Here is a 22,197-nt window from a genome sequence, read left to right on the forward strand (position 1 = left end):
CGCGGGGCGCGCGGGGGCCGCCCGCGGGGGGGGCGCCCCCCCCCCCCCCCGGGGGGGGGGGGGGGGGGGGGGGCCCCCCCCCCCCGGCGGCACCTCTCCGGCCGACGGGCCAGGACCGCCTCCCGGGCCCGTCACCGCACACGACGCACACCGCCCCTGGACACCGCACCGCCCCCACGACCCCGGAGGTTCCCATGGCGTCACGCCGCACCGCACGCACGGGCCGCCGCGCCCCGGCCGTCCTCACCGCCGCGCTCGCCCTCACCGCGGCGGCCGCCGCGGGACTCACCGCCCAGCCGGCCGCCGCGGGCGCCGGTTCCACCGCGGCGGACTGTACGGCCGCGGGCGGCTTCTGCGAGGACTTCGAGTCGCAGACGGGCACCACACCCTCCGGCCGCTGGAACACCGACGTCCGCGACTGCTCGGGCACCGGCGCCGCCACCGTCGACTCCACCGAGGCGCACAGCGGCACCACCTCCATCCGGGTGGACGGGAAGACCGGCTACTGCAACCACGCGTTCGTCGGCACCGACATCACCGACGTCCCCGTCTCCGCCTCGCTGTATGTGCGCTTCTGGATCAAGCACAGCACGGCGCTGCCCGCCGGGCACGTGGCGTTCGCCGCCATGCACGACCCGAACGACAACGACCGCGACCTCAGGATGGGCGGGCAGAACGGCGCGCTCCAGTGGAACCGCGAGTCCGACGACGCGACCCTGCCCGCGCAGAGCCCGGTGGGCGTCTCCAAGAGCATCCCGCTGCCGACCGGCACCTGGTCCTGCGTCGAGTACCAGATCGACGAGTCCGCAGGGCAGTTGGCGACCTGGGTGGACGGCACCGAGGTCGAGGGCCTGGTCGCCGACGGCACCCCGACGCCGGACGTCGACCAGCAGTGGCTGGCCAGGGGCGGCTGGTCGCCCGCCCCGACCGACCTGCGGCTCGGCTGGGAGAGCTACGCGGACGGCGACGACACCCTCTGGTTCGACGATGTCGCGGTGGGCACGGCACCCCTCGGCTGCGACTGAGCCCCGGCCGTACGGCACCGAGCCCGTTCCCCCGCCCCGACAACGCGGGGGAACGGGCTCCCGTATCGGCCCCAAACGGCCACTGCTCCAGGTCAGTTGGGGCATCACGCCATGGTGCTGACAACGATCTCGCCGAACTGCTCGTTGGCCTCCATGGAGCGGTGTGCCTCGACGATCTCCGTCAGCGGGAACACCCGGTCCACCACCGCGCTCAGCGACCCGGTGCGCAGCCCCGAGGTGATGAAGGCGGTCGCGCGGAACATCCTTCGCGGGTCCCCGGTGACCTCCAGCATGGTGTACGTGCGCAGGTTCAGCGCGGGCATGCCCAGATCGAAACCGGGACAGGGGGTGGGCTGCCCGCTCTGCGCGCCCCACAGGAAGACGGTGCCGTCCGGGGCCACCGCCCGCGCCGGCGCGGCGACGCCGGGCCCCGCGACGGCGTCGAAGACGAACTCGGCGCCCCGGCCGCCGGTCAGGTCGAGCAGGCGCGCCGGCACGTCCTCCTCGTCCGAGACGACCACCTCGGCGGCGCCCGCCCGCACCCCGCCGACCGCGACCATCGCCCCGTACGCGGTGAGGAAGGGCATCCACACCGCGGCGCCCGTCACCGCGTCCACCCCCGGGCCGCGGGGCAACAGTGCGCCCGCCGGGACCAGGGCGCGCTCCGCGTACACGCCGTAGTCGTTGTGCGAGAAGCTGGGCACGACGCTCACCGCCTGCCCCTCCTCGAAGCCGGCCACCCCCGGGCCCACCGCCTCGACCACCCCGGCGGCCTCGTTGCCGAGCCGGGCGGGCAGCCGCCGCACCCGCTCGATATAGCGGTCGGCGCGGAACAGCGCCTCGGCCCTGTTCAGGCCGATCGCCTCGATCCGCACCCGTGCCTCCCCGGGGCCGGGGGAGGGGCACGCGCATGGCCGCGGCCGCCGGGGGAGCCGGTGGCCGCGGCCTTCAGCCGGGCGGGGGTGTCAGCGCCGTGTCACCCCCTCCCGGGGGTGCGCCCGCCTCAGGGGCTGCTGCAACTCATCGAGCCGATGGGGAAGTTGTTGCCCGACGAGGTCGCCGTGAAGCCGAAGGTGACCTCGCTGTCGGCCTCCACCGTGCCGTTCGACGCGGCGTTGGTCACCGACACCGTGCCGTCGGACGCGGTGCTCAGGGTGCCGTTCCAGGCGCTGTTGATGCTCACCCCGTCGCCCGGCTTCCAGCTCACCGTCCAGCCGCTGAGCGGGGACGTGCCGTGGTTCATGACCTCGACCTCGCCCTGGAAGCCGCCCGACCACTCGTTGGTGACGTTGTACACGGCCATGCAGGCGCCCATGCCCGGGTCGTCCCCCGGGTCGCTGGGGTCGCCCGGGTCGTCGGGCGGGGTGGTGGTCGTCTCGCCGACGCCGGTCACCTCGCCGTTGCCGCCGTCGAAGACGACGTCGGAGCAGGAGAAGAAGTTCTCCTGGCTGTCCGAGCGCACCCACTGCACGAAGATCAGCGCGTCACCCGTGCGGCCCGAGGGCAGCGCCTGGTCCCAGTAGTAGTGGCCGCCGTCCTGGCCCGCCGAGCCCTCCTGGGGCGGGTTGCTGACGGTGTCCAGCAGTTGCAGTTCTGACCAGGTGAGCGGGGTGGTCGGGGACCAGCCCTGCTTGGTGATGTACACCCGGAAGTCGCCCGGGTGCGCCGCCCAGTTGCTGTACTCGAACCCGATCGTCGAGCCGGACGTGAGATGCGTCCTCGGCCAGTCGTCACGGGCCAGGTTGAAGCCGGAGAAGTCGTACGGGGACTTGTCGCCCGCGCTGCACAGGGTGCCGTCGGGGACGTAACCCTCGCCCTTGCCGCCCGCGTTGGAGTCCAGAACGGCGAACCAGTTGTAGAGCGAGTTGGTCCCGCTCTGCGCCACGGCCGCCTTGCACGCGGCGTTCTTGGGGTTCATCGCCCCGTTGCCGCCCGCCAGGCCGTCCTTGTAGCAGAGGTAGGTGCGTGAGCCCGGCATCATGGCCACGCCGTGCGCCTGCGCCGAGCCCTGCCCGACGAGGAGCAGCCCCAGGGCCGAGAGCAGGGTGGCAAGGGTGGTCAGCAGCGAGAGTCTTCTTCGTCTTCGCACGTCGTTACCTTTCGGCGAGGTCCCCAGGGGGGCTCCGCCGCCGCCGGACCGTGGCGGGGCGCCGCCTGGGTGGGGTGAGTGGAAGCCTCGGGCTCTCGGCCCGCAGTGCTTGTCGCAGGCATGACATATCCGCCGACGAAGGCTGGGAGCGCTTCCAGGATTACGATACCCAGGGGTCACGCGCGTGTAAACGGAGCGTGCCGGGTTCGCGGGAGGTGTCCTGGAAGCGGTTGCACGGGGCAGCGGGGCGACCAACGCCCAAGCCAGCCAGCCGGGTTGAGGCTGCGGTGGCCCGTGCTTCCCCGGCGGGGGTGCGAGGCTCCTGGTGGGGCCGCGCGGGGCGGGCTGCGCAGCTCTTCGGGGACGGGCGCCGGTGTCTAGGTCGTGGCGCGGCCCACGAACTCCGTGGGGAGCAGGATGGACGGCGGCAGGTCGGGGTCGCCCGCGAGTTGGGCGAGGAGGCGCCACGCCATCGTGCGGCCCAGCTCCTCGATGGGCTGGCGGATCGTGGTGAGGGGCGGGCTCGCCATCTCGGCGATGTCGGAGTCGTCGAAGCCGACCACGGCGACGTCGCCCGGGATGCTGCGTCCGGACGCCTGGATCACCCGCATCGCGCCGACCGCCATCAGGTCCGAGGCCACGAAGACGGCGTCCAGGTCGGGGTGGGACTCCAGCAGCCGCCGCATCGCGGCCTCCCCGCTCTCCATGGTGAAGTCGCCGTGCTCGACGGCGTCGGTGGGCAGACCCGAGGAGGCCATGCCGCGGCGCCAGCCGCTGAGCCGGTCGATGCCGACGGCCATGTCCCGGGGCCCGGCGATGGTGGCGACCCGGCGCCTGCCGGTGTCGATGAGGTGGCGGGCGGCCATGCTGGCGCCGTTGAAGTTGTCCGCGTCCACGTAGGGGACGTCGCCGCGGGTCAGCGGGCGCCCGCCGACGACGAGCGGCAGCCCCGACTCCAGGAGCTGGCCGGCGAGGGTGTCCCCGCCGTGCACGCTCACCAGCAGCACCCCGTCCACATGGCCCTCGCGCAGTGAGCGCAGCGAACCCTCCTCGCCGTACTGCTCCTTGGCCATGAGGAGGGCGAGTTGCAGCCCGCTGTCGCCGAGGCCGCCGGAGATCCCGCGCATCACCCGGGCGAAGAAGGGGTCGCTGACGACGAACTTCTCCGACTCGGAGACGACGAGCGCGACGGAGCCCGTGCGCTTGGTCGCCAGGGAGCGCGCCACCTGGTTGGTGCGGTAGCCGAGGCTGCGTACCGCCTCCTCCACCGCCGCCCGCGCGCTGCTGCTGACGTACGGCAGGCCGTTGATCGCGCGGGAGGCCGTGGCCCGGGAGACTCCGGCCGCCCTCGCCACCTCGTCGAGCGTCGGCGCGCGCCCCGCGGGGGCCTTAGCAGGATCTTTCACCGGTTCTCCATCAGAGACAGGGATTTGCGTCGTCATTCGCCTCGCGCGCGGAGCACATTCAAGCCACCCCGTCTCCTCGGGGGTGCCCGCGCAGCCGCCGCGTACGCCTGGCGGGGCTCACCGCGCCTCCCCGCGCCCTCGGACGCGCCCGGTGCCCGAGCGCCCGCACCGGGGTGCCTGGCGAAACCCCACGTACGCCGCGCAACGGTCCGGCCGTGCGGTGCGCGGCGAGCGCGCAAGGGCCCCGGCCAGTGGTCCCGCACCGCGGGCCGACGGCGCCGCCCCGGGGCGTCCCCCTGGGAATCCCCGGTCCGTTCCTGGCCGCACCTTGGTATTCACCCGCGAACACGCATCCTTCCCTGCCGCCCCGGCGCCTTCCCCGCGGACCTCGTCCGGCCGGACATGCCGACCGTCCGCGAGGTCGCCGCCCCGACTCCCGGTGCCCTCCCCGACCGCGGGAGCCGCCTCCTGACCCCGTGACCATCGCGCCTGCGTACGGACTCTGGAAGCCGTTCCAGATTACCTGCCGGTCACCGCGCTCCACCATATTCGGCGGCCTGCGGAACGAGGTGATTGCGATCACGGACCGTACCGTCCCGCGGCCCCGACCGTCATCAGGGCGGGTGCGGCGAGTTCAGTCCTACCAGTTCACGGCGGAGGGCGTGGCACAGGGGCGGGCGGCCCCGGCGGGAGCCCGCCGGGGGCGCCCGGCGGCCGAAACCAGACGCCCGCGGAGCCCGCCGCGTACGGCTCAGGGAAACCCCCGCGGCGCCGCGCGGCCCGTGGCAACGGTTGCAGCAAAGCGGGGGAGTGGGTTCCGGCGGTACGGCGCCCTGTGGCGCGGCGCGGCGGAGTGCGACGGGGGGTGAAACCGGCACATCGCCCCCGCCCCCTACCCCGTACCGCGGCTCGCCCCGCCCCCGCCCGCGTATCCCAGGAGCAGGGTGAAGAATCTCGGCTCGTTTCCCTTGAGCCCGGCGGCGGTCAGGGCCTCCTCGGCCTCCTTGAGGGCGGCCGGTGGCACGGCGAGCGGTGCGGCGCTCTCCGGGGCGGTGCGGAACGCCGCGCGTACGGTGCCGAGCAGGCGCAGGTACGCCTGGGCCGCGGCGCGTTCGCGCGGGGTGAGGGCGGGGACGGTGTGGGTCTGGTCCATGGGGCGCTCCCGGTGCTGCGGGTCGGCGGACGGGCGGCGGGACCCGGTCAGGCCACCGCGCCCCCCAGCATGCCGCCCGGCACTGACATCGACCCCCCCGTCAGGTACCGCGGGGGTGGCCGCTCTTGGCGCGCGCGGCGTCGTACGGGCCGGGCGGCCGGTCGTCAGGAGGGCTCGTCGGGGCCCCGGTCGCGGCGCGGGGTCACGCTCTCCAGCAGCATGTCGAGCCACTCCGCGACCTTCTCGCGGTGCTGGTCGGTGGGGAGTTGGGCCGCGCGCCAGGCGATGTCGCGCACGCCGTGCCGCCGCAAAAGTTCCCGCAGCGGGTCGGCGGCGGCGCCGGGGCCGCGTTCCTCGCGGTCGAGGCGCTGGAGCAGGTCACGTTCCGTGGCGGCGAGCGCGTAGGCGAGCGCGTCCGTGTCCTCGGCGGTGAGGAAGCCGGCGTGCACCCCGAAGAAGCGCTGGATGGCGGCGCAGTGCTCCATCGTGGGGCGCCGGTCGCCGTTGATGAGGGCGCCCGCCTGCTGGCGCGACATCCCGGCGCCGTCGGCGATCTCCTGCTGGGTGCAGGGGCGTCCGTTGGGCTTCCTGCGGGTGCGGCGCAGCAGCTCGATGCGCTGGAGGAAGCGGGTCTGCACATCCGTGTCCCGCACCGGGCGCCCCGCGAGCAGCGCGCCGACCCGCTCCTCGGGGACCCCGGAGACGGTCGACAGGCGCCGGTGGTCGAAGACCTCGGCGGCCTCGCGCCCGCTGAGGCCGAGCCGTTCGACGAGGCTGGTGACGCGGTCCTGCACGGCCGTGAGCGGGCCGTCGGCCGACGCGTCGGGAACCGAGAAGTCATCCGTCACCGGTGGTTCCTCTCCTCAGTCGCGCCGCGGGCCGCGGGGGTGGGGTGGGAGTGTGCGTCCGTCCGCGCGGAGGTGGTGGTGGGGGCGCGGTGCCGGTGCGGTGCGGGGCGGCCCTGGCGCCGTGACCGAACGTTCCGGGCGGGGAACTCTGGGTGATGGTAACGGCTGGCCCGCGCCGCAGCCAGGATTCGCCACAACTGTGGCGCGATTACGGCGTCAAGGAGCCTTGAATGCCACGATAATTGACATGACCGCGCGGTGGCAGAAGGATCGCCGCGCGGGTGTGATGATCCGTCGGACCGGCGGCCGAGGCGGGCGCGGGGCGGGCGGAACGGTGATGGGGGTGACGTCCCGATGGCACACCGGGCCGGAGGCCGGGAGCGCGGTGCCGCGCCCGGCGACCCGCGGGACCCAGGCGCCCTCGCCTATCTGAGGGACTACGAGCTGCTGGTCAACTCGGTGCCCTTCCCCTCCGCTGTGTTCGACCACCGCTGGGACGTGGTGCTCGCCAACTCCGCCTTCGACGCGCTCTTCGGCGAGGTCGGTGCGCACCCCACGGCGATGCCCGACGACAACTTCCTGCGGTTCGTGCTCTTCCACCCCGACGCGGGCAGGGTGCTCGGTGACCACGAGGCGAGCTGGTGCCTGCCGATGCTGGCGCACTTCGCGCGGGCCGTGGAGGAGCACCCCAAGGACGGTGTGCTCCAGTCGGTGCGGCGGGAGATCGCACGCGACCCGATCATGGAGGCGGCGTACCGGCAGGGGCTGCCGCACTGGCTGCGCGCGGTGGGGCAGCGCGCCGTGGAGCACGACGGCTCCGTACGGCCGCTGCGCCACCCCGACCCGCGGTGGGGCCACACGCACTGCCGGGTGGTGGGCGCGACGCCCCGCGCCCTGGAGGGCATGGGGTACCGGCATCTGACACTGGTGCTGCGCGAGCGCCCGCGCAGGGCGCCGCACGGCAGCCGGAGACATCTGCGGGCGGTGCCCGCCGGGGGCTGACGGCACTGCCACGACGGCGCCGGGCCGGTTCCGGGCGCACGCCCGCATCGGCGGCAGGTGAGTGCGTCGGCGCCCTCCGACTCCCTTCCGCACCACGCCAGTTGACCGCCTGGCCGGGCGTCCCGCCCACCCCGCAAGCTCCTTGCAAATGCTTGCGCTATTCTTGCGTGTATGACGCGACGACTTGCTCAGGTGGCCAAGAAGGTCGGGGTCAGCGAGGCCACGGTCAGCCGGGTGCTGAACGGCAAGCCCGGGGTCTCCGAGGCGACCCGGCAGGCGGTGCTGTCCGCCCTCGACGTGCTGGGCTACGAGCGGCCCACCCAACTGCGCGGTGAGCGGGCCAGGCTCGTGGGGCTGGTGCTGCCCGAGTTGCAGAACCCCATCTTCCCCGCCTTCGCCGAGGTGATCGGCGGCGCCCTCGCCCAACTCGGCCTCACCCCCGTGCTGTGCACCCAGACGAAGGGCGGGGTGTCCGAGGCCGACTACGTGGAACTGCTGCTCCAGCAGCAGGTGTCGGGGGTGGTCTTCGCCGGCGGCCTCTACGCCCAGGCCGACGCCCCGCACGACCACTACCGCCAGCTCGCCGACCGCAGAATCCCGGTGGTGCTGGTGAACGCGGCCATCGCCAGACTCGGCTTCCCCGGGGTCTCCTGCGACGACGCGGTCGCCGTGGAGCAGGCGTGGCGCCACCTCGCCTCGCTCGGGCACGAGCGGATCGGGCTCGTCCTCGGCCCCCGCGACCACATGCCCTCACAGCGCAAGCTCACCGCGGCCCGCGCCATCAGCTCCGCCTCGGGCGGCGAACTGCCCGACGCGCACGTGGCCCGCGCCATGTTCTCCATCGAGGGCGGCCAGGCGGCCGTCACCCGGCTGCTCGACCAGGGCGTCACCGGGTTCATCTGCGCCAGCGACCCGCTGGCCCTCGGGGTCGTACGGGCGGCGCGCCGTCGCGGCCTCTCCGTGCCCGGCGAGGTCTCCGTGGTCGGCTACGACGACTCGGCCCTGATGAACTGCACCGAGCCCCCGCTCACCACCGTGCGCCAGCCCATCGAGGCGATGGGCAGGGCCGCGGTCGAGATGCTGTACGCACAGATCGGCGGCGGCACCGTGCCCGCGGAAGAACTGCTCTTCGAACCGGAGTTGGTGGTGCGCGGCTCCACCGGGCAGGCCCCCAAGGCTTCCTGACCCCACCTCACCTCCCCGGCGCGCCCTCTTACCGCGGCGCGTCCACAGCCCCGCCGGGCTCCGCTCCGGCGGGGCTTACTCATGCCAAGAGCCGCCGCCTTGCGCCCCGTTGCGGTGGCTTGCGGGAAAGAGGCGGGGCCGGCACCCGCACCGGACGGCACCCGGCTGTTCAATATTTACAAGATAGGCGCGACATATTGCGGACTCCTGGCCGGGATGGTTGAGTGGCGGGCGCCACCACGGCAGGGCGCGCCTCACGGCACCGCCGTCGTCCTGCGCGCTGCCGCGCCGCAGTGCTGCCGCGCGTCTACACCACCCGCCCACCGAGGGGTCCACCGATGAGAAGTCCCGGGTTTCGCCGCACCACCGCCACCATGGCCACGGCCCTCGCCCTCACCGCGGTCGCGGCCTGTGGCTCAGGGGACGACGGGGGCAGCGCGGACGGCAAGACCGGCATCACGGTCAACTGCGAGCCGCCGAAGAGCGCCAAGATCGACCGGTCGTTCTTCGAGCAGGACCTCAGGTCGTTCGCCGCGAAGCACCCGGACATCAAGGTCACCGCGCGCGACGCCTTCCCCTGCGAGGACCCCCAGACCTTCGACGCCAAACTCGCCGGAGGCCAGATGGAGGACGTGTTCTACACGTACTTCACCGACGTCGAGCACGTGGTGGACATCGACCAGGCGGCCGACATCACCTCGTACGTCAAGGACATGAAGAGCTACCGGTCCATCCAGAAGCAGCTACGGGACACGTACACCGTCGACGGCAAGGTCTACGGCGTGCCCCGCACCGGCTACTCCATGGGCCTCATCTACAACCGCAAGCTCTTCCGGCAGGCCGGGCTCGACCCCGACAAGCCGCCGACGACCTGGGAGGGCATCCGCGCCGCCGCCAAGAAGATAGCCGGTCTCGGCCACGGCACCGTCGGCTACGCGGACTACAGCGCCCAGGGCCAGGGCGGCTGGCACTTCACCGCGGAGACGTACAGCCGCGGCAGCGACGTCGTCACCCCCGACGGCAAGAAGGCCAACGTCGACACCCCCGAGGGCAGGGCCGTCCTCCAGACGCTCCAGGACATGCGCTGGAAGGACGACTCCATGGGCAGCAAGCAACTGCTCGTCCTCAACGACGTACAGCTCATGATGGGCTCGGGAAAGCTCGGGATGTACCTCGCCGCCCCCGACAACATCCCCATCCTCGTCAAGGAGAAGGGCGGCAACTACAAGGACATCGCCATCGGCCCCATGCCGGGCGGCAAGGCCACCCTCCTCGGCGGCGACGGCTACATGTTCAACAAGAAGGACAGCCCCGAGCAGATCAGGGCCGGTCTGAAGTGGCTTGAGTACAACTTCCTCACCCCGGGGCAGGGCTACCAGAACAACTACGCCCGCACCAAGTCCAAGGACGGGCCCGTGGGCCTGCCCGAGCCCCGGCTCTTCGACGGCGCCGCCGACGCGAAGGACCTCCAGCTCAAGAAGGCCAGCGCCAACGTCCCCCAGGAGAACTACCAGCTCTTCCTGGAAGGCAACAAGAACCTCGACCTGAAGATCGAACCGCCCAACGCCCAGCAGATCTACCAGGTCCTCGACGCGGCCGTGTCCGCCGTGCTCACCAAGAAGGACGCCGACGTGAACGGCCTGCTGAAGGACGCCTCCAGCAAGATCGACAGCGTTCTCTCCCGGGGCTGACCCACCATGAAGACCGCAGAGAACCCGGCCCCCGCGGCCGGTCCACGGCCCGCCGCGCCCGCACCGCCCGCCCCGGGCGCGCCCGCGGCGGGCCGCGGCCAGGACTCGCCGCTGCGCAGGAAGCTCGCCGACCAGTCACGCGCCTGGGCGTTCCTGATCGGCGGAGTGCTGTGCTTCGCGCTGTTCTCCTGGTACCCGGCGGTACGCGCCGTCATCATCGCCTTCCAGAAGTACACCCCGGGATCGTCCCCCGAGTGGGTCGGCACCGACAACTTCACCCAGGTCTTCCACGACCCCGAGTTCGGCGCGGCCTGGCGCAACACCCTCACCTTCACCGTGCTCGCCCTGCTCCTCGGCTTCGCCGTGCCGTTCGTGATGGCGCTCGTCCTCAACGAGATCCGGCACGCCAGGGCCTTCTTCCGGGTCGTCGTCTACCTGCCCGTGATGATCCCGCCCGTGGTCAGCGCACTGCTGTGGAAGTGGTTCTACGACCCGGGCGGCGGCCTCGCCAACGAGGCCCTGCGGGGCCTGCACCTGCCCACCTCCAACTGGTCCAACGGCGCGGACACCGCGCTTGTCTCCCTCGTCATCGTCGCCACCTGGGCCAACATGGGCGGCACCGTGCTGATCTACCTGGCCGCCCTCCAGGGCATCCCGGGGGAGCTGTACGAGGCGGCGGAGCTGGACGGCGCCGGCATCCTGCAACGGGTGCGCCATGTCACCATCCCGCAAACCCGGTTCATCATGCTGATGCTGATGCTCCTTCAGATCATCGCCACCATGCAGGTGTTCACGGAGCCCTTCGTCATCACCGGCGGCGGTCCTGAGAGTTCGACCGTCACCGTCCTCTACCTCATCTACAAGTACGCGTTCATCTACCACGACTTCGGCGGCGCCTGCGCGCTCAGCGTGCTGCTGCTCGTGCTGCTGAGCCTCTTCTCCGCGGCCTATCTGCGCCTCACCCGGGGCGGTGAGGACTGATGGCGTACGACACCGCAGGCGCCGAACGCGCCGTACGCACCCTGGTCTCGCCGCTCACCCTGGCGAGGCCCCGCGGCCGGGCGGTCTACTGGACCGTCTTCTGCCTGGTCGTCCTGCTCTTCGCGGCCGCCTTCCTGTTCCCCGTCTACTGGATGGCCACCGGCGCCATGAAGTCGGCGACCGACGTCGTGGCCACCCCGCCCCAACTGCTGCCGCACCACGCCTCCCTGGACGGCTACACCGACGCCTGGGACCTGATGCAGCTACCGCAGCACCTGTGGAACACCGTGGTGCAGGCCGCCGGCGCCTGGCTGCTACAGATCGTGTTCTGCACCGCGGCCGCCTACGCGCTCTCCCAACTCAGGCCCGCCTTCGGCAAGGTCGTACTCGGCGGCATCCTGGCCACCCTGATGGTGCCGGTGCAGGCGCTCGTCGTCCCCAAGTACCTCACCGTCGCCGACCTGCCGCTGATCCACACCAGCCTCCTCGACAACCCGCTGGCGATCTGGCTGCCCGCCGTCGCCAACGCGTTCAACCTCTACCTCCTGAAGAGGTTCTTCGACCAGATCCCCCGCGACGTGCTGGAGGCCGCCGAGATCGACGGCTCCGGGAGGCTGCGCACCCTCTGGTCGATCGTCCTGCCGATGTCGCGGCCCGTGCTCGGCGTCGTGTCCATCTTCGCGCTCGTCGCCGTCTGGCAGGACTTCCTCTGGCCGCTCATGGTGTTCCCCGACACCACCAAGATGCCGATCAGCGTCGCGCTGGTGCAGCTCTCCCGGAACATCCAACTCCCGGTGGAACTGGGCGCCATGGTCATCGCGAGCATCCCCATGGTGGTGATGTTCCTGATCTTCCAACGCCACATCATCGCAGGCATCAGCGCCGGAAGCACCAAGGGCTGACTACGCCCGACCGCCCGCCAACTGCCCCCACCAACGGCACATTCCGAAAGGCACGCACCGTGGGACAGCCCTCCCCTGCCCAGAAACCCCGCTCCGAGGACGACCGGTGGTGGCGCTCCGCCGTCATCTACCAGGTCTACGTCCGCAGCTTCGCCGACGGCGACGGCGACGGCACCGGAGATCTCGCGGGCGTCCGCAGCAGGCTGCGGTACCTGGCCGACCTCGGCGTGGACGCCCTCTGGTTCAGCCCCTGGTACCTCTCCCCGATGCGGGACGGCGGCTACGACGTCGCCGACTACCGCACCATCGACCCGGCGTTCGGCACCCTCGCTGAGGCCGAGAAGCTGATCGCGGAGGCCGGGGAGCTGGGCATCCGCACCATCGTCGACATCGTGCCCAACCACGTCTCCGACCAGCACGTATGGTTCCGGGCGGCGCTCGCCGCCGGCCCCGGCAGCCCCGAGCGCGACCTGTTCCACTTCCGTGAGGGCCGCGGCGAGAACGGTGAACTCCCGCCCAACGGCTGGCGATCCGAGTTCGACGGCGGCACCTGGACCCGGGTCGACGACGGCCAGTGGTACCTGCACCTGTTCACCCCCGAGCAGCCCGACCTCAACTGGGAGAACCCGATCGTGCGCCAGGAGCACGAGGACGTCCTCAGGTTCTGGTTCGACCGCGGCGTCGCCGGTGTGCGGATCGACTCGGCGGTGCTGCCCGTCAAGGACCCCGCGATGCCCGACTTCGTCCCGGGCCGCGACCCCAGCCCCTTCGTCGACCGGGACGGACTCCACGACATCTACCGGTCCTGGCGGCGCGTCGCGGACGACTACGGCGGTGTGTTCGTGGGCGAGGTGTGGCTGCCCGACGCCGAGCGGTTCGCCCGCTACCTGCGCCCCGACGAGATGCACACCGCGTTCAACCTCAACTTCCTCGCCCGCCCCTGGGACGCCGCGGAACTGCGCGCCTCCATCGACGAGACCCTGGCCGAGCACGCCCCCGTCGGCGCCCCCGCCACCTGGGTGCTGTGCAACCACGACGTCACCCGCACCGTCACCCGCTACGGGCGCGCCGACACCTCCTTCTCGTTCGCGTCCAAGGTCTTCGGCACCCCCACCGACCTGGCCCTCGGCACTCGCAGGGCGCGCGCCGCCGCACTGCTCACGCTCGCCCTGCCCGGCTCCGTCTACCTCTACCAGGGCGAGGAACTCGGCCTGCCCGAGGCGGACATCCCGCGCGAGCGCATCCAGGACCCGATGTACTTCCGCTCCGAGGGCCGCGACCCCGGCAGGGACGGCTGCCGGGTGCCGCTGCCCTGGGCCGCCGACGAGCCGTTCGCCGGATTCGGCTCCCGCGAGGAGCCCTGGCTGCCGCAGCCCGCGCTCTGGTCCGACTACGCCGCCGACCGGGCCGCCGCCGACCCCGGCTCGCTGCTCACCCTCTACCGGCGGGCCCTCGCCCTCCGCCGCCGTACCCCCGGCTTCGGCGACGGCCCCATGAGCTGGCTGCCCGCGGGCGGCGACGTCCTCGCCTTCACCCGGCCCGGCGGGCTGATCTGCGTCGTCAACCTCGGGACCGCCCCCGCCGCCCTGCCCTGCCACACCGACACCCTGCTGACCAGCGGCCCCCTGGACGACACCGGCAGGCTGCCCGCCGACACGGCGGCCTGGCTGCGGGCCTGACCCCACGACGGGCACCCACGGCGGGCACCCACGACCGGCACCCACCCCCGGACCCCACCGACGAATCCCCACGCACCCCCACGCAACCCCCACGAACCCCCAGAAAGGGGAGCACCATGCACACCTCACCACGGCGCGCCCGCCCGCGCCTCCTCGCCACCGCCGCGGCCGTCGCCCTTGCGGGCGGCACCCTGGTGGCGGTGGCCCCCGCCCAGGCCGCGGCCCCCACCGCCGCCACCGCGGGCGCCGACCTGCCGTTCACCTCGGTCGAGGCCGAGTCCGCGGGCGGCGAAGGCTCCGTCGTCGGACCCGACTACACCCAGGGCACCCTCGCCTCGGAGGCGTCGGGCCGCAAGGCCGTGAAGCTGAGCGCGGGACAGCGCGTCGAGTTCACGGCGCCCGCGGCCGCCAACGCGGTCAACGTCTCGTACAACGTCCCCGACGGCCAGACCGGCTCCCTCGCCGTGTACGTCAACGGCGAGAAGACCGACGCCACCCTGCCGCTCACCGCCAAGTACTCCTACGTCGACACCCCCTGGATCGCGGGCGCCAAGACCCACCACCTCTTCGACAACACCAGGACCCTGCTCGGCAGGGACGTCGCCCAGGGCGACACCGTCGCCTTCGAGGCGTCGGGCGACGTCACCGTCGACGTCGCGGACTTCGAGCAGGTCGCGGACGCGGCCGAGGCACCCGCGGGCGCCGTGTCGGTGGTCGACCACGGCGCCGACCCCACCGGCGCCGCCGACTCCGCCCAGGCGTTCCGCGACGCCATCGCCGCCGCCCAGGGCGGCACGGTGTGGATTCCGCCGGGCGACTACCAGGTGGGCTCCGCGCTCCAGGGCCTCGCGAACGTCACCCTCCAGGGCGCCGGAGCCTGGCACTCGGTGGTGCACTCCTCGCACTTCATCGACCAGACCGGCGGCAGCGGCGGCGTCCACATCAAGGACTTCGCCGTCTTCGGCGAGGTCACCGAGCGCAACGACTCAAGCCCCGACAACTTCGTCAACGGCTCCCTCGGCCCCGGCTCCTCCGTGTCCGGGATGTGGCTCCAGCACCTCAAGTGCGGCTTCTGGCTCACCGGGAACAACGACGACCTCGTCGTCGAGAACAACCGCATCCTGGACACCACCGCCGACGGCCTCAACCTCAATGGCAACGCCCACGACGTGTCCGTACGGAACAACTTCCTGCGCAACCAGGGCGACGACTCGCTCGCCATGTGGTCCCTGGGCGCCCCCGACACCGGCAGCAGCTTCTCCGGCAACACCATCTCGCAGCCCAACCTCGCCAACGGCATCGCCATCTACGGCGGCACCGACATCACCGTCGAGAACAACCACGTCTCCGACACCAACGCCCTCGGCAGCGGCATCGCCGTCTCCAACCAGAAGTTCGCCGACCCCTTCAACCCGCTCTCCGGCACCATCACCGTCTCCGGCAACACCCTCGACAGGACCGGCGCCCTCAACCCCAACTGGCAGCACCCCATGGGCGCGCTGCGCGTCGACTCCTACGACAGCGCCATCGAGGCGCAGGTGAACATCGACGACAACACCTTCAACGACAGCCCGTACAGCGTCTTCGAGTTCGTCTCCGGCGGCGGCACCGGGCTCGCCGCGAAGAACATCACCGTGGACGGCGCGAGCGTCAACGGCGCGGGCACGGTCGTCGTCCAGGCCGAGACCCAGGGCCAGGCCACCATCGGCAACGTCACCGCCTCCGACATCGGCCCCGCAGGGATCTACAACTGCCCCTTCCCCGCGGGCTCCGGCACCTTCACCCTCGACGACGCGGGCGGCAACTCCGGCTGGGACACCACCTGGGACGACTGCGACGCCTGGCCCGAGCCCGGCCAGTAACCCCGTGGCGTGCCACCCCCGTTTGTGACGGCGGTATGAAAACCGGGCGGGTGGTACGCGCGTGCCGGGCGGGGCGTGTGGAGCCCCGCCCGGCTGGGGAACATCGCGGGCATGACAGGGACAGAGCCGGGCGCGGTGCGGCCCGCGCGGCAACTCCTCGCGGCGTCCGTGGGCAACGCCGTCGAGTGGTACGACTGGTACGCGTACACCTACCTCGCCACCTACATCGCCGACGAGGTGTTCCCGAAGAGCGCCGACGACTCGCTGGTGCCGCTGCTGTCCACCTTCGCGGTGTTCGCCGTCGGGTTCTTCATGCGCCCCGTGGGCGGACTGCTGATGGGCGCCGTGGCGGACCGGCGGGGCCGGCGCGCCGCGCTGACCGTGACCATCCTGATGATGGGCGCGAGCAGCCTCCTGGTGGGCGTCACCCCCACCTACGCGGCGGCGGGCCTCCTCGCGCCCGTGGTGCTCGTGCTCGCCCGGCTCCTCCAGGGGCTCTCGGTGGGCGGCGAGTTCGCCGCCTCCACCACCTTCCTCGTGGAGTCGGCGCGGCCGGGCCGCCGCGGCCTCTTCGCCAGCTTCCAGTACGTGTCCACCACCGCGGGCCAACTGCTCGCCTCCGGCGTCGCCGAACTGCTCGTACGGCTCCTCGACGACGGGCAGATGCACGGCTGGGGCTGGCGGGTGCCGTTCTGGTTCGGCGGTGTGCTCAGCCTCGCGGGCTTCTGGATCAGAAGGGGCGCCGTGGAGACCCGCGGCGCCGCCGCGCGCGAGGAGCGCCCCGGCCTCTTCGACGCGCTGCGCAGCCACCCCCGCGCCTCCCTGCTGATCGCGGGCATCACCGCGGGCGGCACCCTCGCGTACTACACGTGGACCTCCTACCTGCCCACGTACGCCGAGCTGAACGCCGACGTGTCCAAGGGCGACGCGCTGCTCGCCGGCACCTGCTCGCTCGCCTTCTTCGGGCTGTTGCAGCCGGTCGGCGGCAGGCTCTCCGACCGGTGGGGCCGCAGGCCCCTGCTGCTGTTCTTCGGGCTGGGCTTCGCGGTCGCGGTGGTGCCGCTGCTGCACGCCCTCGACGGGTCGTTCACCACCCTGCTGCTGGTGCAGTTGGCGGGCATGGTGCTGCTCACCGGCTTCACCTCCATCTCGGCGGCGGTGAACGCGGAGGTGTTCCCCGCCCGGGTCAGGGCCGCGGGGATCGGCTTCCCGTACTCCCTGACGGTGGCGCTCTTCGGCGGCACCGCCCCCTATGTGGGCACCCTCTTCAAGGACATCGGGCACGCCGGGCTCTTCCCCTGGTACGTGGCGGTGCTGTGCCTGGCGTCCTCGGCCGTGTACTGGCGGCTCCCGGAGACCGCCCACCGGCGCCTGGAGACGTGACAGGCGCCGGGAGGCACCAGGAGACGCAGCGAGACGGGACGAGACGAGGCGCGGCGTCGTGCCGGGTGCGGCTCAGGCGGCGGTGACCGGCACCGCGGCGCCGCTCACCCGCACCCGCGGGTCGCCCGCCCGCAGCTCCACCGTGAGCCGGGACGGGCGGCCCAGGTCGCCGCCCTGGTGGAGGGTGAGCCTGGCCTGCTCGCCGACCGCCCCCAGGGCGCGCAGATACGCGCCGAACGCCGCGGCGGCCGCCCCGGTGGCCGGGTCCTCCACCACACCGCCCACCGGGAACGGGTCGCGCACATGGAACACCGACGCCGACTCCCGCCACACCAACTGGAGCGTGGTCAGGCCGAGGCGCCGCATCAGCGCCGCGAGACGCTCGAAGTCGTAGTCCAGCTCGGCCAGTCGGCCGCGCGACGCCGCCGCGAGCACGAGGTGGCGGGCGCCCGCGTAGGCGACACGCGGCGGCAGCGCGGCGGCCAGGTCGCCGCGCTCCCAGCGCAGCGCCGCCAGCGCCTCCGCGACGTCGGCCTCGTCGGCGTGCTCGACGGACGGCTCGACGCTGGTCAGCGTCGCGTGCGGGGCCCCAAAGCCGTCGTCCGCGACCGACACGGGGACGGGCCCCGCCTGGGTGTGGAAGACGAAGTCGCCCGTGCCCACACGCTCCGCGAGCGCGACGGCGGCGGCGACGGTGGCGTGCCCGCAGAAGGACACCTCCGCCTTCGGGCTGAAGTAGCGCACGGCGAAGTCCCGTCGGCCCGCGCCGCCTTCCGCCGGACGGGTCAGGAAGGCGGTCTCCGAGTAGCCCAGGCGGGCGGCGACGGCGAGCATCGCGGCGTCGTCGAGGCCGCTCGCGTCCAGGACGACACCGGCGGGGTTGCCCCCGGCCGGGTCGTCGGTGAACGCGGTGTAGCGCAGTACGTCGGTGGTGAGGGCGTCCTCGGTCACGGTCATACCGGCCCCAACAGCCCGCCCCCGCCATCTGTTCCACACCACGGGGCGGCGGGGCAGCGGCTCAGGCACCCTTGCCCGAGCCCCCGGCACCCGCCGCCGCCTTCTTGATGTCCTTGGCGATGCTGTCCATCTGCCCGACGCCGGGCGAGTCCTTGGTGGCGTCGAAGCCGAAGCGGACCACCACGAGCACCTTCTCGCTCGCGGGGGAGGGGAACGCCAGGGACTCCACGTAGCCGTCGTCGCCCTTGCTCGTCGTCACCTTCCAGCGGACCAGGTAGCCCTGCTGCCCGGCCACCTCGACCGCCTTCGACGCCAGTTCGTCGTGCTTGCTGACACCGCCGTAGACGTCGCCGTACGACTCCTCCGCGTTCTTCTCGATGTCCTCCTTGGCGGCCGCCTCGGGCTTCGTCGACGTCAGCTTCAGCACCTGCGCGGGCGAGGAGAACACACCGCCGCGCACACACGACTGCGAGGAGTCGCCCGGGCACGGGTAGGACCCGGTGGTCACCCCCGCGCCCGCCGCCCCCGACTGGCCCTTCCAGCCCTCGGGCACCTTGATGCTGATCCCGCTGGCGAGGTCGGTGGCGTACCCCTTCTCCAGACCGGGGATGTCACCGTCGCCGCCGTCGCCCTCCCCGGGCCCCTGGGACGGATCGCCCGGCAGCCCGCCGCCACCGCCGTCCTGCCCGCCGCCCCCGTCGCCGCCGTCGGGGCCCGTGGGCTTGCCGCCCGGGGTCCTGTCCCCCGCCGCGGTGTCGCCGGAACCTTCGCCGCCGTCGTCGGTGGAGAGCGCGTACGCCCCCACGCCGACGCCCGCGAGCACCACCACCGCGATCGCCGCCGCCAGCGCCCTGCGCGCGCCGCTGCGGCCCGCGGGCGGCGGGGCGAGCGGGGGGTACCCGGGCGGTCCCCAGCCGGGAGCCGCCTCGGTGCGTATCCGCTCCGTCCACGCCGAGCCGTCCCACCACCGCTCCGTGCGCGGTCCTTCATTCGTCTGCCCGGGGTCGGGGTACCAGCCGGGAGGAGTCGCCTGCGTCATGACGTCACAGTAGGAGCCCCGCGTGAGATCCCCATGAGAGGCCCCCGGGGGAGCGCGAGCCCGTACCGGCCCCGCGGGCGCGCGAGGGCGGGCACGGACGGCGCGTGCCGGTAACGCGCGCTCCCCCCTGCTCGCCGCGCGCCCGACGGGGGCGCGGGGGTGCCCGGCGGCCTGATCACACGGCGGCCGTCCCACGGTCGTCCGAGGAGGCGCGGCGGAGCCATCCCTCGGGCTAGGCTCGGAACATCGTCCACGTCCACACGTAGGAACGAACCGCCGGTGTCCCCACGCACCGGCGTACGCCGCCCCAGGAGGAAGCGGATGACCCAGAGCCCGCCGCCAACTTCCGCCCAGGGCCCGCTGTGGGAGCGCGACGACGCGCTCGCCGCGGCGGGGCACGCGATCGACGCCCTGCGTGCCGGTGCGGGGCCCGGGACCCTGATCGTGTTCCGCGGCGAGGCGGGCATCGGCAAGACCGCGCTCCTCGGCGAGGTGCGCAGGGTCGCGGGACCGCGGTGCACGGTCTGCACGGCACGCGGCGGCGAGACCCTGGCGTCGGTGCCCTTCCACGTCGTACGCCAGCTCTTCGGCCCGCTCCTGATGGCCATGCCGGAGCAGGAGCGCGCCGCCTGCTTCGGGGACCACTTCGAGATCACCGCGCCCGCGCTCGGACTCGCGGAGCCCGGCGAGCGGCAGGCCGACCCCGGCGGGGTCACCGACGGGCTCGCCGCCGTCACCGGACGGATCGCGCGCCGCGGCAGGCCCCTGGTGCTCCTCGTCGACGACGCCCAGTGGGCCGACCTGGAGACCGTCCAGTGGCTCGACGCCCTCACCCGCGACATCGCCGCGCTGCCCGTCCTGCTGGTGGTGGCGCACCGCCCCGGCGACGCGGTCGCCGCCGACACCGGCTTCCTCGCCGAGCGCGCCGCCGACGTCCCGGGCAGCACCCTGCGCGCCCTCACCCCGGCCGCCGTCACCGGCCTCACCCGTGCCACCCTCGGCGCCGACGCCGACGCGGCGTTCTGCCGCGAGGTGGCCGAGGTCACCCGGGGCAACCCGTACGAGACCGTGGAACTCCTCGCCAAGGTGCGCGACACCGCCACGCCGCCGCTCGCGCGCCACGCACCCGCGCTCGGCGCACTCGCCCGCTCGTCGCGTGGCGGAGGACTGGTCGCCCGGCTCGAAGAACTCGGCCCCGAGGCAACGCAGTTCGCCCGCATCGCCGCCATCGTCGGCACCCGGGTGCCGCTGCCGCTCGCGGCCCGGATGTGCGGCTTCGACGAGGACACCGCCCGGGACTGCGCCGCCCGCCTCGGCGCCGCGCGCATACTCGCCCTGGACGCCGAGGACGGCTGCGACTTCGTCCACCCGCTGATCGCGGACGCCGTCTACGGCTCCGTGTCCGAGGCCACCCGCACGGCGCTGCACGGCCTCGTCGCCGACACCCTCCTCGGCGACGGGCACTCCGCCGCCGCGGTCTCCTCGCACCTGCTGCGCCTCCACCCCGACGAGGACCCGGAGACCGTCGACGTACTGCGCCGCGCGGCCAGGGAACACCTCGCCGTCGGCGCCCCGGCGGCCGCCCGCCGCTGTCTCGAACGCGCGCTGCGGGAACCGCCCACCCCCGACGTCCACGCACTCGTCGAGTACGAACTCGGCTGCGCCACCCTGCTGACCTCGCCCGACGCCACCATCCACCACCTGCGCACCGCGCTCGCGCTGCCCGGCGGACTCACCCCGGACATACGGGTGGACGCGGTGTGCAGGCTCTCCCAGGCCCTCGTCCACAACGACGACGTACGGGAGGCGGTGCGCGAGGTCGACGCGGAGGCCGGCCGGCTGCCACCGGGACCCGCGCGGCTGCGCCTCCAGGCGATGCACTACCTCTGGGAAGGCATGCACGCCGCGGGCGAGGACCCGAAGGGCCGCTACCGCAGCCTCGAAGCCCTCGCCGCACCGCTGCCCGGGCGCGACAACCCCGAGCGCGCGCTGCTGATCCTCTACGCCTTCGAGGCCCTGAACCGCGGGGAGCGCGCCGAGTTGGTCGTCGAACTGTGCGACCGCGCCCTGGTGGACGGCCGGCTCGCGCCGGGAATGGGCTGGACCGACACCGAGTGGAGCTTCGAACTGCTCGTCATGCTCGGTAGCTGCTACCTCTTCTGCGACCGCCTCGCACGTGCGGACGCCCTGTTCACCGAGGCGCTCGGGACCTACGAGCGGGCCGGCTGGAGCGGCGGCCACCTCGCCGTCGCGCACGCCTTCGTCGGATATGTGCGCCGCAGGAGCGGCAGGCTCGCCGAGGCCGAGCGGTGGCTGCGCGACGCGCTGCGGCTCGCCGACCGGGTCGGACAGCGGCTGCCGATGCACTGGGACGCCGCCTGCATGCTCATCGAGACCCTGCTCGCCCGCGGCCGGGTCGACGAGGCCAGGCGGATCGCCGACCGCTACGGCTTCGGGTCGCCCTACCCCGCCATCCTCGTCCTGCCCGACGCGCGCTCCGTGCGCGGCCGGCTGCTGATAGCCGCCGGCCACACCAAGGAGGGCGTCGACGAGTTGGAGGCGGCCGAGCACGCGGCGCGGGTCCGCGGCAGCCACAACACCGTGATGGCGCCCTGGGCGGGCGAGCTGGCCAGGGCGGTGGCGGCCGACGACCCGCTGCGGGCCGCGGCGCTCGCCGAGCGGGCCACGATCGACGCCGACCGCTTCGGCACCGACACCGCCGTCGGCGAAGCCCTCCGGGGCCGCGCCCGACTCGCCACGGGACCGGCCGCGTTGGCGCTCCACAAGGCCGCCGTCGCCCGGCTCGAAGCCTCGCCCTGCCGCTACGAGCACGCCAGGGCCCTCGTCGACCTCGGCGCCGCCGCCCGCGACGGGTCCGCACTGCGCCGCGGACTCGAACTCGCCACCCGGTGCGCGGCCGACGGCCTCGCCCACCGCGCCGCACGCCTCCTGGACGAGACGGCGTAGCGACCGCGGGGACGGCGCGGCGGCGCTC

17 protein-coding genes and 1 pseudogene are annotated in these 22,197 nt (G+C 73.3%); 10 read left to right on the forward strand and 8 right to left on the reverse strand.

Going from position 1 to position 22,197, the window contains the following annotated elements:
- Positions 1-194 precede the first annotated feature (194 nt).
- Positions 195-1,025, forward strand: a complete 831-nt coding sequence (locus ACIBIW_RS26220; protein WP_399339496.1) for a hydrolase — start codon at positions 195-197, stop codon at positions 1,023-1,025.
- A gap of 104 nt (positions 1,026-1,129) precedes the next feature.
- Here the strand turns inward: ACIBIW_RS26220 and ACIBIW_RS26225 are convergent, their stop codons facing one another.
- From ACIBIW_RS26225 to ACIBIW_RS26250, 6 genes and pseudogenes are all read right to left on the reverse strand, one after another.
- Positions 1,130-1,612 carry a zinc-binding dehydrogenase gene (locus ACIBIW_RS26225; RefSeq protein ID WP_399339709.1) on the reverse strand — a complete coding sequence of 161 codons (483 nt, stop codon included), beginning with the start codon at positions 1,610-1,612 and terminating at the stop codon, positions 1,130-1,132.
- Positions 1,613-1,669: 57 nt separating this feature from the next.
- Positions 1,670-1,906: pseudogene (locus tag ACIBIW_RS26230) on the reverse strand (alcohol dehydrogenase catalytic domain-containing protein); the annotation flags it as partial.
- A gap of 122 nt (positions 1,907-2,028) precedes the next feature.
- Positions 2,029-3,114 (reverse strand): lytic polysaccharide monooxygenase, encoded by a 1,086-nt coding sequence (locus ACIBIW_RS26235; RefSeq protein ID WP_399339497.1) that lies wholly within the window; start codon positions 3,112-3,114, stop codon positions 2,029-2,031.
- Positions 3,115-3,491: 377 nt separating this feature from the next.
- Positions 3,492-4,520, reverse strand: coding sequence for a LacI family DNA-binding transcriptional regulator (locus ACIBIW_RS26240; protein ID WP_399339498.1), 1,029 nt, complete (start codon positions 4,518-4,520; stop codon positions 3,492-3,494).
- A gap of 892 nt (positions 4,521-5,412) precedes the next feature.
- A complete protein-coding gene (locus ACIBIW_RS26245; RefSeq protein ID WP_399339499.1) occupies positions 5,413-5,673 on the reverse strand; it encodes a hypothetical protein in 261 nt (86 codons plus the stop codon).
- Positions 5,674-5,837: 164 nt separating this feature from the next.
- Positions 5,838-6,521: a helix-turn-helix domain-containing protein gene (locus tag ACIBIW_RS26250; RefSeq protein WP_399339500.1), complete on the reverse strand. Its 684-nt coding sequence runs from the start codon at positions 6,519-6,521 to the stop codon at positions 5,838-5,840.
- 354 nt (positions 6,522-6,875) lie between these two features.
- Here ACIBIW_RS26250 and ACIBIW_RS26255 point away from each other — a divergent pair, with 354 nt between their 5' ends.
- The 8 genes from ACIBIW_RS26255 (at position 6,876) to ACIBIW_RS26290 (ending at position 17,206) form a co-directional block, all read left to right on the forward strand.
- Positions 6,876-7,523, forward strand: a complete 648-nt coding sequence (locus tag ACIBIW_RS26255) for a hypothetical protein (protein ID WP_399339501.1) — start codon at positions 6,876-6,878, stop codon at positions 7,521-7,523.
- A 171-nt stretch (positions 7,524-7,694) separates the two neighbouring features.
- Positions 7,695-8,708, forward strand: coding sequence for a LacI family DNA-binding transcriptional regulator (locus ACIBIW_RS26260; protein ID WP_399339502.1), 1,014 nt, complete (start codon positions 7,695-7,697; stop codon positions 8,706-8,708).
- Between the two features lie 338 nt (positions 8,709-9,046).
- Entirely contained in the window at positions 9,047-10,399 is a 1,353-nt protein-coding gene (locus tag ACIBIW_RS26265) for an ABC transporter substrate-binding protein (protein WP_399339503.1), read from the forward strand.
- Positions 10,400-10,405: 6 nt separating this feature from the next.
- Positions 10,406-11,380, forward strand: a complete 975-nt coding sequence (locus ACIBIW_RS26270; protein ID WP_399339504.1) for a carbohydrate ABC transporter permease — start codon at positions 10,406-10,408, stop codon at positions 11,378-11,380.
- Positions 11,380-12,282, forward strand: coding sequence for a carbohydrate ABC transporter permease (locus ACIBIW_RS26275; protein ID WP_399339505.1), 903 nt, complete (start codon positions 11,380-11,382; stop codon positions 12,280-12,282). The genes ACIBIW_RS26270 and ACIBIW_RS26275 overlap by 1 nt, the downstream gene beginning before the upstream one ends.
- A gap of 59 nt (positions 12,283-12,341) precedes the next feature.
- Positions 12,342-13,961 carry a glycoside hydrolase family 13 protein gene (locus ACIBIW_RS26280; protein ID WP_399339506.1) on the forward strand — a complete coding sequence of 540 codons (1,620 nt, stop codon included), beginning with the start codon at positions 12,342-12,344 and terminating at the stop codon, positions 13,959-13,961.
- A gap of 116 nt (positions 13,962-14,077) precedes the next feature.
- The gene (locus ACIBIW_RS26285; protein ID WP_399339507.1) at positions 14,078-15,823 is read left to right on the forward strand and encodes a glycosyl hydrolase family 28-related protein; all 1,746 of its coding nucleotides are present in this window, start codon (positions 14,078-14,080) and stop codon (positions 15,821-15,823) included.
- Between the two features lie 111 nt (positions 15,824-15,934).
- Entirely contained in the window at positions 15,935-17,206 is a 1,272-nt protein-coding gene (locus ACIBIW_RS26290) for an MFS transporter (RefSeq protein ID WP_399339509.1), read from the forward strand.
- A 72-nt stretch (positions 17,207-17,278) separates the two neighbouring features.
- On the opposite strand, the gene ACIBIW_RS26295 is transcribed toward ACIBIW_RS26290, so the two are convergent.
- Both ACIBIW_RS26295 and ACIBIW_RS26300 read right to left on the reverse strand, forming a co-directional pair.
- Positions 17,279-18,163, reverse strand: a complete 885-nt coding sequence (locus ACIBIW_RS26295) for a PhzF family phenazine biosynthesis protein (protein WP_399339510.1) — start codon at positions 18,161-18,163, stop codon at positions 17,279-17,281.
- A 61-nt stretch (positions 18,164-18,224) separates the two neighbouring features.
- Positions 18,225-19,202: a DUF2510 domain-containing protein gene (locus ACIBIW_RS26300; RefSeq protein ID WP_399339511.1), complete on the reverse strand. Its 978-nt coding sequence runs from the start codon at positions 19,200-19,202 to the stop codon at positions 18,225-18,227.
- 321 nt (positions 19,203-19,523) lie between these two features.
- On the opposite strand from ACIBIW_RS26300, the gene ACIBIW_RS26305 reads away from it, so the two are divergent.
- Entirely contained in the window at positions 19,524-22,169 is a 2,646-nt protein-coding gene (locus tag ACIBIW_RS26305) for an ATP-binding protein (protein WP_399339512.1), read from the forward strand.
- Positions 22,170-22,197 lie beyond the last annotated feature (28 nt).

This window comes from Streptomyces sp. NPDC050560, assembly GCF_044457285.1.
GTDB lineage: Bacteria > Actinomycetota > Actinomycetes > Streptomycetales > Streptomycetaceae > Streptomyces.

What these genes read in the sequence shown, in the direction of transcription:
- ACIBIW_RS26225 (WP_399339709.1), bottom strand. Translation starts at nt 1,612, where the DNA reads ATGCCCTTCCTCACCGCGTACGGGGCGATGGTCGCGGTCGGCGGGGTG.
- ACIBIW_RS26245 (WP_399339499.1), bottom strand. Translation starts at nt 5,673, where the DNA reads ATGGACCAGACCCACACCGTCCCCGCCCTCACCCCGCGCGAACGCGCC.
- ACIBIW_RS26290 (WP_399339509.1), top strand. Translation starts at nt 15,935, where the DNA reads ATGACAGGGACAGAGCCGGGCGCGGTGCGGCCCGCGCGGCAACTCCTC.
- ACIBIW_RS26300 (WP_399339511.1), bottom strand. Translation starts at nt 19,202, where the DNA reads ATGACGCAGGCGACTCCTCCCGGCTGGTACCCCGACCCCGGGCAGACG.
- ACIBIW_RS26260 (WP_399339502.1), top strand. Translation starts at nt 7,695, where the DNA reads ATGACGCGACGACTTGCTCAGGTGGCCAAGAAGGTCGGGGTCAGCGAG.
- ACIBIW_RS26295 (WP_399339510.1), bottom strand. Translation starts at nt 18,163, where the DNA reads ATGACCGTGACCGAGGACGCCCTCACCACCGACGTACTGCGCTACACC.
- ACIBIW_RS26275 (WP_399339505.1), top strand. Translation starts at nt 11,380, where the DNA reads ATGGCGTACGACACCGCAGGCGCCGAACGCGCCGTACGCACCCTGGTC.
- ACIBIW_RS26285 (WP_399339507.1), top strand. Translation starts at nt 14,078, where the DNA reads ATGCACACCTCACCACGGCGCGCCCGCCCGCGCCTCCTCGCCACCGCC.
- ACIBIW_RS26305 (WP_399339512.1), top strand. Translation starts at nt 19,524, where the DNA reads ATGACCCAGAGCCCGCCGCCAACTTCCGCCCAGGGCCCGCTGTGGGAG.
- ACIBIW_RS26265 (WP_399339503.1), top strand. Translation starts at nt 9,047, where the DNA reads ATGAGAAGTCCCGGGTTTCGCCGCACCACCGCCACCATGGCCACGGCC.
- ACIBIW_RS26270 (WP_399339504.1), top strand. Translation starts at nt 10,406, where the DNA reads ATGAAGACCGCAGAGAACCCGGCCCCCGCGGCCGGTCCACGGCCCGCC.
- ACIBIW_RS26220 (WP_399339496.1), top strand. Translation starts at nt 195, where the DNA reads ATGGCGTCACGCCGCACCGCACGCACGGGCCGCCGCGCCCCGGCCGTC.
- ACIBIW_RS26255 (WP_399339501.1), top strand. Translation starts at nt 6,876, where the DNA reads ATGGCACACCGGGCCGGAGGCCGGGAGCGCGGTGCCGCGCCCGGCGAC.